At 64.6% G+C, this 15087-nt stretch carries 14 protein-coding genes and 1 pseudogene; 6 read left to right on the top strand and 9 right to left on the bottom strand.

Going from position 1 to position 15087, the window contains the following annotated elements:
- Window positions 1–61 precede the first annotated feature (61 nt).
- The 7 genes from mltG to ABIB91_RS24210 all read right to left on the bottom strand — a co-directional run bounded on the left by mltG (window position 62) and on the right by ABIB91_RS24210 (window position 7104).
- Complete coding sequence (gene mltG, locus ABIB91_RS24240) at window positions 62–1336, bottom strand: endolytic transglycosylase MltG (RefSeq protein ID WP_007592003.1); 1275 nt, start codon at window positions 1334–1336, stop codon at window positions 62–64.
- Between the two features lie 125 nt (window positions 1337–1461).
- Window positions 1462–2727 carry a beta-ketoacyl-ACP synthase II gene (gene fabF / locus ABIB91_RS24235; RefSeq protein ID WP_219683193.1) on the bottom strand — a complete coding sequence of 422 codons (1266 nt, stop codon included), beginning with the start codon at window positions 2725–2727 and terminating at the stop codon, window positions 1462–1464.
- A gap of 108 nt (window positions 2728–2835) precedes the next feature.
- Window positions 2836–3075 (bottom strand): acyl carrier protein, encoded by a 240-nt coding sequence (locus tag ABIB91_RS24230; protein ID WP_006020277.1) that lies wholly within the window; start codon window positions 3073–3075, stop codon window positions 2836–2838.
- A gap of 308 nt (window positions 3076–3383) precedes the next feature.
- Complete coding sequence (gene fabG / locus ABIB91_RS24225) at window positions 3384–4121, bottom strand: 3-oxoacyl-[acyl-carrier-protein] reductase (protein WP_354163514.1); 738 nt, start codon at window positions 4119–4121, stop codon at window positions 3384–3386.
- A gap of 102 nt (window positions 4122–4223) precedes the next feature.
- Window positions 4224–5183 carry an ACP S-malonyltransferase gene (gene fabD, locus ABIB91_RS24220; protein WP_007592008.1) on the bottom strand — a complete coding sequence of 320 codons (960 nt, stop codon included), beginning with the start codon at window positions 5181–5183 and terminating at the stop codon, window positions 4224–4226.
- 187 nt (window positions 5184–5370) lie between these two features.
- Window positions 5371–6396 (bottom strand): fatty acid desaturase family protein, encoded by a 1026-nt coding sequence (locus ABIB91_RS24215; protein ID WP_354163516.1) that lies wholly within the window; start codon window positions 6394–6396, stop codon window positions 5371–5373.
- Window positions 6397–6399: 3 nt separating this feature from the next.
- On the bottom strand, window positions 6400–7104 hold the full coding sequence (locus tag ABIB91_RS24210) for a TetR/AcrR family transcriptional regulator C-terminal domain-containing protein (RefSeq protein ID WP_354163518.1): 705 nt from the start codon (window positions 7102–7104) through the stop codon (window positions 6400–6402).
- Between the two features lie 346 nt (window positions 7105–7450).
- On the opposite strand from ABIB91_RS24210, the gene rpsF reads away from it, so the two are divergent.
- The 4 genes from rpsF to rplI all read left to right on the top strand — a co-directional run bounded on the left by rpsF (window position 7451) and on the right by rplI (window position 9975).
- Window positions 7451–7966: a 30S ribosomal protein S6 gene (rpsF, locus tag ABIB91_RS24205; RefSeq protein WP_007592015.1), complete on the top strand. Its 516-nt coding sequence runs from the start codon at window positions 7451–7453 to the stop codon at window positions 7964–7966.
- 5 nt (window positions 7967–7971) lie between these two features.
- The gene (rpsR, locus tag ABIB91_RS24200; protein ID WP_007592020.1) at window positions 7972–8211 is read left to right on the top strand and encodes a 30S ribosomal protein S18; all 240 of its coding nucleotides are present in this window, start codon (window positions 7972–7974) and stop codon (window positions 8209–8211) included.
- A gap of 129 nt (window positions 8212–8340) precedes the next feature.
- Window positions 8341–9306 (top strand): hypothetical protein, encoded by a 966-nt coding sequence (locus ABIB91_RS24195; RefSeq protein ID WP_354163522.1) that lies wholly within the window; start codon window positions 8341–8343, stop codon window positions 9304–9306.
- A gap of 63 nt (window positions 9307–9369) precedes the next feature.
- The gene (gene rplI / locus ABIB91_RS24190; RefSeq protein WP_354163524.1) at window positions 9370–9975 is read left to right on the top strand and encodes a 50S ribosomal protein L9; all 606 of its coding nucleotides are present in this window, start codon (window positions 9370–9372) and stop codon (window positions 9973–9975) included.
- A 41-nt stretch (window positions 9976–10016) separates the two neighbouring features.
- Here rplI and ABIB91_RS24185 read toward each other — a convergent pair.
- Together ABIB91_RS24185 and ABIB91_RS24180 are read right to left on the bottom strand one after the other, a co-directional pair.
- Window positions 10017–10239, bottom strand: a pseudogene (locus ABIB91_RS24185) (PaaI family thioesterase); the annotation flags it as partial.
- A gap of 26 nt (window positions 10240–10265) precedes the next feature.
- Window positions 10266–11273, bottom strand: coding sequence for a hypothetical protein (locus tag ABIB91_RS24180; RefSeq protein WP_354163526.1), 1008 nt, complete (start codon window positions 11271–11273; stop codon window positions 10266–10268).
- A 280-nt stretch (window positions 11274–11553) separates the two neighbouring features.
- Between ABIB91_RS24180 and ABIB91_RS24175 the strand changes: the two genes are divergently transcribed.
- Together ABIB91_RS24175 and ABIB91_RS24170 are read left to right on the top strand one after the other, a co-directional pair.
- Window positions 11554–12804, top strand: a complete 1251-nt coding sequence (locus tag ABIB91_RS24175) for a cyclopropane fatty acid synthase (protein WP_354163528.1) — start codon at window positions 11554–11556, stop codon at window positions 12802–12804.
- 757 nt (window positions 12805–13561) lie between these two features.
- A complete protein-coding gene (locus tag ABIB91_RS24170) occupies window positions 13562–15070 on the top strand; it encodes a replicative DNA helicase (RefSeq protein ID WP_219683201.1) in 1509 nt (502 codons plus the stop codon).
- Window positions 15071–15087 lie beyond the last annotated feature (17 nt).

The following is a 15087-nucleotide window of genomic DNA, read 5'->3' as shown; positions in this document are numbered from 1 at the left end:
AAGACTATTTTGCAGGAAAATGTAATCCGCAAAGTCCCGCGGGGCAGGTCTGCGCGCAGGCCTAGCGCTGGACCACCGGGGGCGAGGGCTGCACCGCGCCTTGGCGGGCCGGCGGCGGACCCGCGGGGCGAGCGGCCGGCGGCTTTTTCTGCTGGTTGGGCCGCGCCGGCGTGGTCGCCGTCGGCGTATCGGCGGCACCGGGCGCGGCGGCGGCCGGCGGCTGCGCGTCCTCGGCCGGCTCGACCGTGTCGTTCTGGATCTGCTTTTCCATCGCGCGCAGCTTGGCGACATTCTTCTGGTGCGCGTCGTAGGTCTCGGTGAAGGAATGCCCGCCGGTGCCGTCCGCGACGAAATAGAGGTCGCGGGTGCGGGCCGGGTTGGCGGCAGCCTCGAGCGAAGCGCGGCCGGGGTTCGAGATCGGGCCCGGCGGCAGGCCCTCGATCACATAGGTGTTGTAGGGCGAAGGCTGCGTGATCTCGCTGCGCTTGATCGGACGGCCGAGCGTGCCCTTGCCGCCGACGAGGCCATAGATGATCGTGGGATCGGACTGCAGCTTGATCCTCTGCTTCAGGCGATTGACGAACACCGCGGCGACGCGGCTGCGCTCGTCCGGCTTGCCGGTCTCTTTCTCGACGATCGAGGCCAGCGTCACCAATTGCTCCGGACTCTTGACCGGAATGTCCTGACTGCGGCGCTCCCAGATCTCGGTCAGTACGCGCTTGTGCGCCTGCTGCATGCGCTGGATCACCTGATCGCGCGGGGTGCCACGCGGGAACTTGTAGGTCTCGGGCAGCAGCGTGCCCTCGCGCGGCAGCTCACGCACGCTGCCGGTGAAGATATCGTTGTCGGACAGGCGCGCCACGATCTGCTCGGAGGTCAGGCCCTCCGGGATTGTCACGGCATGCTGTACCACCTTGCCCTCGACCATGGTGGCAATGACGTCGCGCAAGGATGCGTTCTTCTGGAACGAGTATTCACCGGGCTTGAGGTCCGAGCTCGCCTTTAGCGCAGCGACGCTGGCAATGAACGCCCACGGATTGACGTCGGTCACGCCTTCCCGGTTCAGCGTCTCGGCGATGTCGCGCTTGCCGGCGCGCTGCGGGATGTTGACGATCTTGTCTTCCTTCAGCGGTCCCGGCGCCTCGAGCACCTGCCGGCCGTAATAGTACACGCCGCCCGCGCCGATCATCGCAATCAGCAGCAGGGTGATGATGGCGTTGCCGACGATCACGAACGGATTGCGCGCGCGGTCCGATCGCCTCGGCGGCGGCGGGACCTGCTCGGGCTCGAGCGCTGCCCGCGGACTCCGGGGCGAAATGGGCGGCCTTTCACTCATCGAAGCAACCTGAATCCTGCCGGTTCAATCGCGACCTGACAATCGCTTGCCGAGCCAAATGCACGCGCCCGCTTCCATGACTATCGCCGAATACGGCAAAACGGTGGATTCGTCGCAACGACAAACTAATGGACCAGACGCCGGAAGATGACCGATGCGTTGGTACCGCCAAAACCAAAAGAATTCGACAACGCGACGTTAACCTCGCGCTTCTTCGCCTGATGCGGCACGAGATCGATCGCAGTTTCGACCGACGGATTGTCCAGGTTGATGGTCGGCGGCACGACATTATCGCGAATCGCGAGAATGGCGAAGATCGCCTCGATCGCGCCGGCCGCGCCCAAGAGGTGACCGGTCGACGACTTGGTCGAAGACATCGCGACCTTCGAAGCGGCATTGCCGAGCAGGCGTTCAACCGCACCGAGCTCGATCTCGTCACCGAGCGGTGTCGAGGTGCCGTGCGCGTTGATGTAGTCGAGATCGGACGCGGTGAGGCCGGCGCGCTTGAGCGCCGCCGCCATGCTGCGGAAGCCGCCGTCGCCGTCGGGTGACGGCGAGGTGATGTGGTAGGCATCGCCCGAGAGACCGTAGCCGATCACCTCGGCATAGATCTTCGCGCCGCGGCGCTTGGCATGTTCGAGCTCTTCAAGGACGAGAACGCCGGCGCCCTCGCCCATCACGAAGCCGTCCCGGTCCTTGTCGTAGGGACGCGAGGCCTTCTCAGGCGTTTCGTTGAAGGCTGTCGAGAGCGCACGCGCGGCGTTGAAGCCGGCAATGCCGATGCGGCCGATCGGCGATTCCGCGCCGCCGGCAACCATGACGTCGGCATCGCCGAGCGCGATCAGGCGGGCGGCATCGCCGACCGCGTGAGCACCCGTCGAGCAGGCCGTTACCACCGAATGGTTCGGCCCCTTCAGCCCATGCTTGATCGAGACATAGCCGGAGGCGAGATTGATCAGTCGCCCCGGAATGAAGAACGGCGAGACCCGGCGCGGCCCGCGTTCCTTCAGCAGGACCGCGGTCTCGGCGATGCCGTTGAGGCCGCCGATGCCGGATCCGATCATGGTGCCGGTAGCGCATTTGTCCTCTTCGGTCTCGGGGTGCCAGTTGGCATCGTCGAGTGCCTGGCCGGCCGCGGCCATGCCGAAGATGATGAAGTCGTCGACCTTGCGCTGGTCCTTCGGCTCCATCCAGATGTCGGGATTGAAAGTGTCGTTGGTGCCGTCGCCGCGCACGACCGTGCAGCCGATCTTGGTCTGAAGATCGGAGACATCGAAGCTCTCGATCCTGCGTGCGCCGCTTTGGCCGTCGAGGATGCGTTTCCAGGTCGGCTCGACACCGCAGCCGAGTGGCGAAACCATGCCAAGACCCGTGACGACAACCCGTCTCATATCCGAAAACTCCGCATCGAAATATTCACGGCCAATAACAAGAAACCGGCTGACCGCTGTTGGGCGGTCCGTCCGGTTTCAATGTTGTCCCCGCGAAAATGAAGAGCCTTAGCTCTTCGCGTTCTTCTCGAGAAACTTGGTGGCATCGCCGACGGTAAGAATCGTTTCCGCGGCATCGTCCGGAATCTCGCAACCGAATTCCTCTTCGAACGCCATCACCAGCTCGACGGTGTCCAGACTGTCGGCGCCGAGGTCGTCGATGAAGCTCGCAGCATCGACAACCTTCTCGGGTTCAACACCAAGGTGTTCGACCACGATCTTCTTAACCCGCTCGCCAATCTCACTCATTGCATAACCTCGTGTTGTTCCCTGTAGACCCGACCCCCCGGGACGATACGAGCCGTCGTGGTCGTTGACTGCCTTCGCTTACGAACTTTGATTTGGCCCCATCCTAACCGATGCAGGCCCGGCGAATGACGGCCAAGGCTCCGCATCGCCAATATACAGGGTTTCAAAAACCTGCAATGGCGTTCTTTGCCCATCCGTTGAAGGTCCGGTTATCATACTTCAATTGCGTTGACTACAAGCCTCATTTCGCTCCGGAAACGGCCGTTTGCCGCATTCGGCTGCCCAAGGGGGCGGTGCGGCATGAGGCGTCAGATCATGGCCATGCCGCCGTTGACGTGGATGGTTTGGCCGGTGACATAGGCCGCTTCGTTCGAACTCAGGTAGACGGCGGCCGCCGCGATGTCCTCTGGCGTCCCCAGGCGATTGGCCGGAACCTTGGTCAGAATCGTTTCGCGCTGCTTGTCGTTGAGCGCATCGGTCATCGGTGTCTTGATGAAGCCGGGAGCGATGCAGTTTGCGGTGACGCCGCGCTTGGCGTATTCGGCACCCAGCGTCTTGATCATGCCGATCAGGCCCGCCTTCGATGCGGTATAATTGCCCTGCCCCGGGTTACCGGTGACGCCGACCACCGAGGTGATGGCGATGATGCGGCCGAAGCGCTTGCGCATCATCAATTTGGTGGCGGCGCGGGCAAGCCGGAAGGTCGAGGTCAAATTGATGTTGATGACCTCCTCCCAGTCCTCGTCACGGAGCTGCACGAAGAGATTGTCGCGCGTGATGCCGGCATTGGCGACGAGGATGTCGACCTGTCCCATCGCCGCTTCCGCAGCGGGCACCAGCGCCTCGACCTCGTCGGCCTTGGAGAGATTGCAGGGCAGCACATGGGTGCGCTCGCCGAGCTTGCCGGCAAGCTCATCCAGCACTTCCTTGCGCGTCCCCGATATCGCGACGGTGGCGCCCTGCGCGTGAAGCGCTTGTGCGATCGCGCCGCCGATGCCGCCGGTTGCGCCGGTGACGAGCGCCCTTTTGCCAGTCAGATCGAACATCGATAACTCCTCCAAGGCACGATCCGGGAAAATGCGCAGCGATTTTCCGAAAGGATCGTGCGTCAACTAAAGAACTCGCGCGCGACGACGAATCATCGCGCCTCAGGCCTGCTTCGCAGCGGCCAATGCATCTTTGGCGGCAGCAATGTCGTTGGGACCGCCGACCGCAACGCCGACGGCGCCGTCCGCAATACGCTTGACGAGGCCGGTCAGCACCTTGCCGGCCCCGATCTCGAAGAAACGCGTGACGCCCTGCCCCGCCATATAGGCAACCGACTCGCGCCAGCGCACGGTGCCGGTGACCTGCTCGACCAGGCGGCGGCGGATCTCGTCGGGATCGGTGATCGCGCCCGCCAGCACGTTCGACACCAACGGGGCCGCCGGCGCCTTGATCGTGACCTTGGCCAGCGCCTCCGCCATCGCGTCGGCAGCCGGCTGCATCAGCTTGCAATGGAACGGGGCGGACACCGGCAGCAACATCGCGCGCTTGGCGCCCTTGGTTTTGGCGATCTCGACGGCGCGGTCGACCGCGGCCTTGTCGCCGGAGACGACCACTTGCCCGCCGCCATTGTCGTTGGCGGCCTGGCAGACCTGCCCCTGAGCGGCCTCGTCCGCCACCGCCACGGCGGCCTCGTAGTCGAGGCCGAGCAGAGCGGCCATCGCACCGACGCCTACGGGCACGGCTTTTTGCATTGCGAGACCGCGAATGCGAAGCAGCCGCGCGGTGTCGGAAATCGTCAGGCTGCCGGCCGCGGCCAGCGCCGAATATTCCCCGAGCGAGTGGCCGGCGACGAAGGCCGCATCCCGCCCCACGGAAAACCCGGCTTCGGTCTCCAGCACGCGCAGCGTGGCGACAGACACCGCCATCAGGGCCGGCTGGGCGTTTTGGGTGAGCTGGAGGGTTTCGGCCGGACCATCCCAGATAGTCGCCGTCAGCTTCTCCCCCAGCGCGGCATCGACCTCGTCGAACACGGCGCGCGCCGCCGGAAAGGCATCCGCCAGGGCCTTGCCCATGCCGACCGCCTGGGAACCCTGCCCCGGAAATGTGAATGCTGCCGTCATCGGCGCTCCCTGCTTGTCGGACGTGATCCCTGCGAGAACCGGCAGCCGATGACGCACGGCCTTAGGCCATGGTTCCGGATCATGCTCCAAAGGGGGCCGTAGACACTGTCCGGGGCCGGAATGTCAAGCCAAGATAGGAACTTCGATCAGCACTCACCTAGCAGCCTTCGACTGGAGAGACGGGTCCCTAGAATCCGCCGGCCGTCTGGTTGGCGTCGACCTCGGACCCCGCCTGCGCGCGGCGCGCGCTGTTGACCAATTGCCCCGGCCGGTCATCGCGGTTCGGCTTCGCGGTCGCAAGTCGCAGCACGGCTGCGTAACTCGGTTGCACCTCCATGCGGCCCGCATGCCGGCTCTCGCTCAGCAGGCGGTGCACCTTGGGCAGATTGTAGCAGGGCACGTAGAACAGGAGATGATGTTCGAGGTGGTAGTTCACGTAATACGGCGCGATGAACAGACGCTCGAAGAAATTGGCGTACGTGGTGCGGGTATTGCGCAAGGGATCGCTGCTGTCGGGCACGACCGCGTGCTCGGCAATGTTGCGGATGCGGGTGATGACCATCATCCAGGTCAGGAGCGGCACCAGCCATAGCAGCGGATAGGCCCACCACACGCCGGCGGCCGTGAGCGCGGCGAACATCGCGCCATTGACCAGACATTGCGGGCCGAGCTTCTCCCAAAAATGCGCCGCGCGCTGTCGCAACGGCCAGTCCTTCGGCCCCAGCGCATTGAGCAACTGCGCCTTGCGCTGCTGGTAGCCGGTCTGCCCGGCGAGATCGCGAATGAACTTGCGGCGATAGCTGAGCTTCGTGATCGGAAACGGCGCCGACAGCACGAGATCGGGATCATTCTCCTGCTGCGTGCGCGCATGATGCTGAAGGTGATAGCGCCGGTAGCTGCGCGTCTCCGCAAACAGAGGATAGGCACAGAACCACTGGCTCAAGGTCAGATTGGTTTTCTCGTCGGCGGACAGGCAGCCATGCGCGCCGTCATGCATGAGGATCGCGAGCCCGAGCTGGCGCGAGCCGATGATGGCGACCGCGACAATATAGGTGATCGGATTGGGCCACCACGCGACCAAGGCGATTGCGGCGAGGATGAGCGCCCAGGCGTGCGCGATCAGCGCGACGCCTTTCCAGGTCACGCGCCGGCGCACGTCGGCAAGTTGATCGTCGGTCAGGAAATCGCGGGCACGCATGCGAAGCGCAGTCATGGCCTAACTCTCCTCATTCGAATTGCTCGATGCGTCGCGCGCGTCGACGAGGCGCAAGCGCGCAGCGTCATGATTGGATTTCGCTTGCTCGCCCAGCACGCGCAGCATCTCGGCGCACAGCGCCTCGGGCGAACGGCCCATGGCGTAGCCTTCGAGGATGATTCCGATGGCGACGGCCCAGAACCGCCGCGAGCTCTCATCGGGCGCGCGCAGGGAGCGCCAGCCGTGCCGCGCGACCTGGCTCGCATAGGCCCGCGCACCTTCACTGTGCAGGCGCTCGATGGTGCGCTCGACCAGCGGCGCGAGATCCTGGCGCCGCCGCGTCAGCGTCAGCGCCTCGGCGAAGAAGGCGACCGAATCGCTAGCTGTGACGGTCTCGGCCAGCGCGTGGGTATAATCCTGCGGCGTGCGCGCCTTCAGCGCCGCCTGCTCGGTCGCCCTCGCCAGGTACAGCAGTTCGCGGCAGGCGCATTCGACGAACAGCGCCTCTTTGGTGCGGAAATAATAGGTGATCTGGCTCGGGAATGCGTTCGCAGCGGCTGCGATGTCGGTGATCGCCGTACCCGACAGCCCCCGCTCCCGAAACAGCGGGCTCGCGGCATCCAGCAGCAGCGAGCGCATTTTGCGGCCGGCCGACCGCGTGGCGCGGGCGGCGTGCTTGGGGTCGCCTGCCGCCTCGAGCGGCTCATGGGCCGGCTTTTCTGCCATTGGGGTTCGCTCCCGTTAGACTTATTTGTATGACATACAAACAAATAAATCAAGCCGGTATGGTGGTCCGCGGTGGTTCCAGCCGCCCGCATCGGGACCATCCGCGCCGAAACCGCCGCCTGCAACCTTGCCAAGCCAGCCGAAATCCGTATAACGCGCCCATCCGCAGACCCCGGCCGGGAGCTGAACGGACGGTCTCAGCAAATCATTCGTGATTTTGGTGTGGCAGGGCCAGTCGGCCCGTCGTCCCGTGTTTCCGCCTTCTGAGCTTAATCCCAGAGTCCTTTCCGAAGGCCTCTTAAGGGCTTGACGCCGGGCGATGCGCCAACATGAGGAAAGGACTTCCATGGCTCTCTATGAGCATGTTTTTCTCGCGCGCCAAGACGCGAGCACGCAGCAGGTCGAAGAGCTGACTGCGCAGATGACCGGCATCGTCGAAGGTCTCGGCGGCAAGGTCACCAAGACTGAGAATTGGGGCGTACGCTCCCTCACCTACCGCATGAACAAGAACCGCAAGGCGCATTTCGTGCTGCTCAACATCGACGCGCCGTCCGCGGCGATCGCCGAGATCGAGCGCCAGGAGCGCATCAGCGAAGACGTGATCCGCTATCTCAGCGTTCGCGTCGAGGAACTCGAGGAAGGCCCGTCCGCGATGATGCGCAAGGCCGATCGTGACCGCGAGCGTGACGACCGTGGCGGCGGCTTCCGTGGCGATCGCGAAGGCGGTGGCTTCCGTGGCGACCGCGAGGGTGGTTTCCGTGGTGGCGATCGTGAAGGTGGCGGCTTCCGCGGTGACCGCGGTCCGCGCCGTCCGCGCGAAGACGTTGAAACCACCACCACCACCACGACGGATGGGGAGTAAGAACAATGGCTGAAGCCGGTGCACGCCGCCCGTTTTTCCGTCGCCGCAAGAGCTGCCCGTTCACGGGCGCGAATGCTCCGAAGATCGACTACAAGGACTCCAAGCTGCTGATGCGCTACGTCTCCGAGCGCGGCAAGATCGTGCCGAGCCGCATCACCGCGGTGTCCGCGAAGAAGCAGCGTGAGCTTGCCCGCGCCATCAAGCGCGCGCGGTTCCTAGGCCTGCTGCCCTACGTCATTCGCTAAGACGAATACGGCCGGCGACGACATCGCCGCCGGCCGTACGACCTAGTTTCTCATAAGGCTTCCGGATCGTCCGGTCGCCGATGGTTGGGGCGAGATGCCTCTAACCGCTCGAAGGGAGCGGGACAGCTGATGATGGCCTTTGGACTGATAGCCCTGATCGCCGGCGCTGCGTCGGCCCTGATGTTCGCCTCGATCGCTTCGGGCGCGCTGATCTCGCTCGTCCTGTTCTATCTCGCACCGCTGCCGCTGATGGTCGCTTCGATCGGCTGGGGACCGCTTTGCGCGACCCTCGGCGGCATCGCCGCCGCGGTTGGCCTCGGCGCCCTGTTCGGCCTGCCCTACTGCATCGCCTTTGCCCTCACCGTCGCATTGCCGGCCTGGTGGCTCGGCCATCTCGTCCTGCTCAGCCGGCAGGTCGGACCCGCCGCGCCGGAGGCCGCCACTGAGCCAGCGCTCGAGTGGTATCCGGTCGGCCGCATCCTGCTGTGGATCGCAGGCTTCGCCACACTGACCACGATCGCCGCCCTGCTCACGATCGGCACAGACGCCGAGACCATCACGGGCACGCTGCGCCGTGGCCTGATGCGCCTCCTCCGAGCCGCCGACCCGCAGAGCTCCGGCGAGACCGACCAATTCGTCGGCGCACTGGTGCGGATCTTGCCGGCCGGCGCCACCATCGTCGCGATGATGACGCTGACCCTCAACCTCTGGCTCAGCACCAAGGTGACGGCGACGTCCGGCCGGCTGCGGCGCCCCTGGCCGGACCTGATGACGGCGGAGCTGCCGCCGATGACGCTCGTGGCGCTCTGCATCGCGCTCGCCTTCTGCTTCACCGGCGGACTGCTTGCGATCGTGGCGCAGATCGCGACGGCGGCGCTAATGATGGGATACGCACTGACCGGCTTTGCCGTGTTGCATACGCTGACGCTGGCGCTGAAGAGCCGCACATTCTGGCTCGGCTCGACCTACGCCGTCGTGGTCGTGTTCGGATGGCCCGTCATCGCGATGGTGATCCTCGGCCTTGCCGACGCCGTGTTCGGCCTCCGCGAACGCTTCCTTCGTACGCGCCAGCCACCGCCGCTGCCGACCTCTTGAGTTCAAGTCCGAAAGTTCAAGTTCGAAATTCCAACTCACTCAACACATCAAAGGAGAACGAATATGGAAGTCATTTTGCTGGAACGCGTCAATAAGCTCGGTCACATGGGCGAAGTCGTGAAGGTTCGCGACGGCTATGCCCGCAATTTCCTGCTCAAGCGCGGCAAGGCGCTGCGCGCCACCGCCGACAACCGTGCCAAGTACGACGGCATGAAGGCCGAGCTCGAGGCTCGCAACCTTGAGTCCAAGGGCGAGGCGTCCAAGGTCGCCGAGAAGATCCAGGGCAAGAACATCATCGTGATCCGTCAGGCTTCGGAAGCCGGCCAACTGTTCGGCTCGGTCAACGTGCGCGACATCGTCGTGGCGTTCGAAGCCGACGGCGTTTCACTGTCCCGCCCGCAGGTTCAGCTCGACGCGCCGATCAAGACCATCGGCAAGCACACCATCACGGTCGCCATCCACCCCGAGGTCGAGATCGAGATCAGTGTCACCGTGGCGCGCAGCCAGGACGAGGCCGAGCGCATCAACCGCGGCGAGGACATCTCGAGCCGTAACGAAGACCGGGATGCTGCGGCCGAAGCGATTGCAGCCGCCGGCGAGTTCTTCGACCCCGAAGCCCAGCAGGACGACGCCGAGCCGGCACCGGCTGCTGACGAGACCGAGAAGTAAGCCTCGCGCTCGTTCGCGCAGGCTTTCGAAGCCCGGTCGCCTCAGGCGGCCGGGCTTTTCGTTGTGGCAGCAACGTCCTCGCTCAGCATCGCGATCGAGGCGAGCGCCGTTGCCGGTTGCTTCTCGACGCCGTCGCTGACGCAGAAAACGTCGGCGACGACCGCGGAGACCTGACGCCCCGGCTTGATCACGTTTCTCGCTGACCGCGGGCGACAACAGATTGAGCTTGTACCCAAGACGACGAAGGCCGCGCGAGAGCGCGGCCTTCGCATGTCCAAAAATGTGGTCGCCTATCGCGAAATCGGCGGCGTCGGCGGACCGGACGATTCGGCCGGCGCTGGCGGGGCCGCAGCGGTCGCGGGCGCCGGATCCTGCGACTTCGCTGGCGGTTCGGATTTCACGGCGGGCTTGGGAGCAGCCTCTTCCGCCGCCTTGGGCGCAGCTGGCTCGGCGGGCTTCGCGGCGGGCGGTGCCGCCGGCGTCACCTGCGGCACCGGATCGGGCCGCAACGCCGGAGCTTCGCTGCCGCGCGGCTCCACCTTGGCGCTTTCCGGCTTGGCCTCGGCGGGCTTCTCGGACGGCTTGCTGCCTTCGGGTTTGCTGCCTTCGGATTTAGCCTCGCCGGAATCCACCTTCGCAGTCTCGGGCTTTGTCTCGGGCTTGGACTCGACGTTCGGCTCGCTCTTCTTGTCGTCTGCTGTCGGCGCCGCGGCATCGACCTTCGGCGCCTCATCACTTCCCGGCTTGCCGCGCTTGCCGAGACGCTTCGCCTTGCGCCCTTCGGGTGCAGCCTGGCCCTCGGGCTTCGCGCCGTCCTTCGTTCCTTCTTCGGCCGGCCGCGCAGCGCGCTTCTGACGCGCGCCCTCGGCCGCGGGAGCGGCACCCTCGCCTTCCGGCTTGGCGGATTCCTGGGAACGTTGCCGGCGGCCCTGATGTTCAGGGGACTGCGCGGGATTGGTAGCGGCTTCCTTGTCCTTGGCGCCGTCCTTCTTGTCCTTGCCGTCCTTGGCCTGGTAGCGGGTGTCGGTGGCTCCGTTGGAGACCAGGTAAGAGGCAAGCACGCCGGCCATGTCGGGGCTGGTCGTGTAATGCTGACGCAGGAAGCCCGGCAAGGAGCCCGGCGCCACCGTCTTCAACAGGCCGCGCGGGCTCTTGTGACATGCATTGCAGGTCTGCGCGAAAAGCTGGGATGGGGCCTTGCCGGCCTCGAGGTTCGTCGCCTGCGCGAGAACGGTGTCGGTCGCGCCGAAGCCGATCAGAAGCAAGACCATCGCGAGGCTGAGCGCTCGGCTCGACATTCCCATCATCTCCATTGAATTCCGAGAGGTGCAGCCGGCAGGCGGCGCCGCAGCGGGTCACCTTTTATCCGATTGAGCCGCGAATGGAAGCAGGCTCCGCGCGCAAGGATGTGATTAAGCGGTTTTGGAATATCCGCTTTGAGCACAGCGCAATAGCGGGCCCGGGACATCTCCCTAGATCTAGATGCAAACGCATAGGAACCGCTGAGATGCCCGGGCGTAGGGTGTGAAGGCCGGGTTAGTCGCATCTCTTCGGGTTCGCTCGAGAGGATGGGTGCCGATGGATCGATTGTTGCGTCAATTCCTGTCTCAATTCATCCGCCGCGGGTCGATGACGGTGACCACGGCGAAGGGCTCGAAGTTCACCGTCGGCGATGGCTCGGGCAAACCGGTCGCAGTCCGCTTCGTCACCGCGGACGCAGAGCGGAAGATCCTCGTCAATCCCGAGCTCGGGCTTGGCGAGGCCTACATGGACGGCGAGTTCGTCGTCGAGCACGGCACCATAGCTGATGCCCTCGCGATCCTGCTCGATCAACCCGATCTATTGCCGCACTGGGCAAAACCCTGGTGGCACCTGCGCTATCTGGTGCGGCACCTGAAGCAGTTCAATCCGCGCCCGCGCTCCCGCAGCAACGTCGCACACCATTACGATCTCGATGCGAGGCTCTATTCGCTCTTCCTCGATGCCGACAAGCAATATAGCTGCGCCTATTTCGAGACGCCGGAGAGCACGCTCGACGATGCGCAGCTCGCCAAGAAACGGCACATCGCCGCAAAGCTGCTCGTCAGCGACGGCCAGCGCGTCCTCGACATCGGCTCGGGCTGGGGCGGACTTGGGCTCTATCTCGCCGAGATCGCAGGTGCTGACGTCACCGGCGTCACGTTGTCGACCGAGCAGTTGCAGATCGCCAATGCGCGCGCAGCCGAAAAGGGCCTGACCAGATCGGCCAAATTCCTGCTTCAGGACTATCGCGACATCGCCGGCCCGTTCGACCGCATCGTCTCGGTCGGCATGTTGGAGCATGTCGGCGCCCGCTTCTACGACACCTACTTCCGGCGCTGCGCCGAGTTGCTGGACAAGGACGGCGTCATGCTGCTGCACTCGATCGGCCGTTCGCAGGGCCCGGATTCCACCAATCCCTGGATCGCCAAATACATCTTTCCCGGCGGCTACATCCCCGCCCTCTCGGAGGTGCTGCCGGCGATCGAGCGGGCAGGCCTGCTGGTCTGCGACATCGAGATTCTGCGTCTGCATTACGCCGAAACGCTGAAGGCATGGCGCGAGCGCTTCATGGCGCGGCGCGAAGAAGCCGTGCAGCTGTATGACGAGCGCTTCGCGCTGATGTGGGAATTTTATCTGGCAGCCAGCGAGATGACCTTCCGCAAGCAGGATATGATGAACTTCCAGATCCAACTCACACGGCGTCAAGGCGTCGTGCCGACGACACGCAACTACATCGCGCGTGAAGAAGCCCGGCTGCGGGCCGTCGAAGCCGGCGCCACGCCGAGGTTGAAGCTGGCTGGTGAATAAGTCCTAGTGGCGCAGGGTCGAAATCGGAGCGGACGGGTAAGAGGCCGTTAAGGCCAATTGCATCCGCAGTGCCTTCAGGATTTCAGGGGCGACCGGTTCCCGACGCACTTCCGGCCGCTCAGCGTGCTCCATGGCCGCGATCAGCCCCGACAGCCAAAGTCGGCTGCCTGCTTCGCTTCGCCAATTCCGGGGCTGCCGTTCTGGCCGCATCGCTTGCCTCGTTCCCTGGTGGCAGGTCGGGAAACAACCCCCCGCCTGCTAACCCGTTCCGGCTGTACCCCCGAAAGAATCCGGGGAGATGTGATCTGCTTCACATAAGTCTCGTCGGCCCTGGCTTAGACCGTCGCCATGAGCAACGAGACCAAAACCTCATTCGACGTGCAGGACGACCTCCGCACCGATTACGCCCTGATCGCTACCGGCGTCGGGGCGGCCCTGGTTGCACTGGTCTACCTCCTGCTGGTCTGAACCGAGCTGAAAGCGCCCAGCGTGCGTTATTTCGCGCGCGTCTCGATGGGTCTGCCCGTACCCACATTAGGTTCACTTCATCCGGCGTTTTCCGTGGCGCGGTAGCCGCCACTTCCAGGCCGCGAGCTAGTTCCACCAAAATCCGTCAAGCGCGGCGCGTGCTGCGGCGGCCAATCATCCACCATTTTAATGATCGGTTGATAGCGGCGAGCTTTTGCTTCCGCTTTGGTCTGAGGCGGCGCTTTATCCCGGCCCCGCATCCGCCCCAGAAAATTGCTATCGCTCGCCCATGGCCCTGACTGATTCGAACGTTCTCAAACTCGCGCCCGAAGCCGGAACCCCCGCCTATCGAAGCGCGCCGCATAATATTGAAGCGGAACAGAGCCTTCTGGGCGCGATCCTGGTCAACAACGACGCGTTTTACCGCGTCTCCGATTTCCTGGAGCCGAAGCATTACTTCGAGCCGCTGCACCAGACCATCTTCGAGACTGCCTCGAGCCTGATCCGGATGGGCAAGATCGCGACGCCCGTCACACTGAAGACCTTCCTGCCCGCCGACACCGATATCGGCGGCATGACCATCGGGCAATATCTGGCGCGCCTCGCCGCCGAAGCGACCACCATCATCAATGCGCAGGATTATGGGCGCACCATCTACGATCTGGCATTGCGGCGCGACCTGATCGGCATCGGCGAGGACATGGTCAATGTCGCCTACGACGCCCCGGTCGACTTCGCGCCGCGGGCGCAGATCGAGGACGCCGAGCGCCGCCTCTACGAACTCGCCGAATCCGGCCGCTACGACGGAGGCTTCCAGAAATTCTCGCAGGCGCTGACGCTTGCGGTCGATCTGGCCGCAAAAGCGTTCCAGCGCGACGGAAAGCTGTCGGGCATCTCGACCGGCCTGCGCGACCTCGACACCAAGATGGGCGGATTGCAGCACTCCGACCTCATCATCGTCGCCGGCCGTCCCGGCATGGGCAAGACGTCGCTTGCAACCAATATCGCCTACAACGTCGCCCGGGCCTATGTCGGTGAACTCCAGGCCGACGGCACCATGAAGGCAGCCCATGGCGGCGTCATCGGCTTCTTCTCCTGCGAAATGTCGGCCGACCAGCTCGCCACGCGTATCGTGGCCGAGCGCACCGGCATTCCCTCCTCGTCGATCCGCCGCGGCGGCATCTCGGAGGCCGATTTCGAGAAGATCCGCGAAGTCTCGATCGAGCTGCAGTCGCTGCCGTTCTATGTCGACGAGACCGGCGGTCTCTCGATTGCGCAGCTCATGGCCCGCGCCCGCCGGCTGAAGCGGCAGAAGGGCCTCGACCTCATCGTCATCGACTACATCCAGCTCTTGTCGGGTTCGGGCAAGCGCAGCGAAAACCGCGTGCAGGAAATCACCGAGATCACGACCAGTCTGAAAGCGCTCGCCAAGGAACTGAGCGTGCCCGTGATTGCGCTCTCGCAGCTCTCGCGCCAAGTCGAGTCGCGCGACGACAAGCGGCCGCAGCTGTCGGACCTGCGCGAATCCGGCTCGATCGAGCAGGACGCCGACGTCGTACTGTTCGTCTACCGCGAGGAATATTATCTCGGAAACAAGGAGCCGCGCCCGGGCACACCCGAGCACGAAAAATGGCGCCTGGACATGGATCTTGCGCATGGCAAGGCCGAAGTCATCATCGGCAAGCAGCGCCATGGCCCGACCGGCACCGTCGATCTGGCCTTCGAAGCGTCGATCACACGGTTCGGCGACCTTGCGCCGGACAGCCAGGTACCCGACCGCAGCGGCGGCGACTACTGAGTTCCCTGGGTTGAACC

Origin of the sequence: Bradyrhizobium sp. JR4.3 (assembly GCF_040547695.1) — a bacterium.
Lineage (GTDB): Bacteria > Pseudomonadota > Alphaproteobacteria > Rhizobiales > Xanthobacteraceae > Bradyrhizobium > Bradyrhizobium canariense.
The sequence above is the reverse complement of the archived record's forward strand: the minus strand, read 5'-3'. Positions and strand labels throughout refer to the sequence as shown.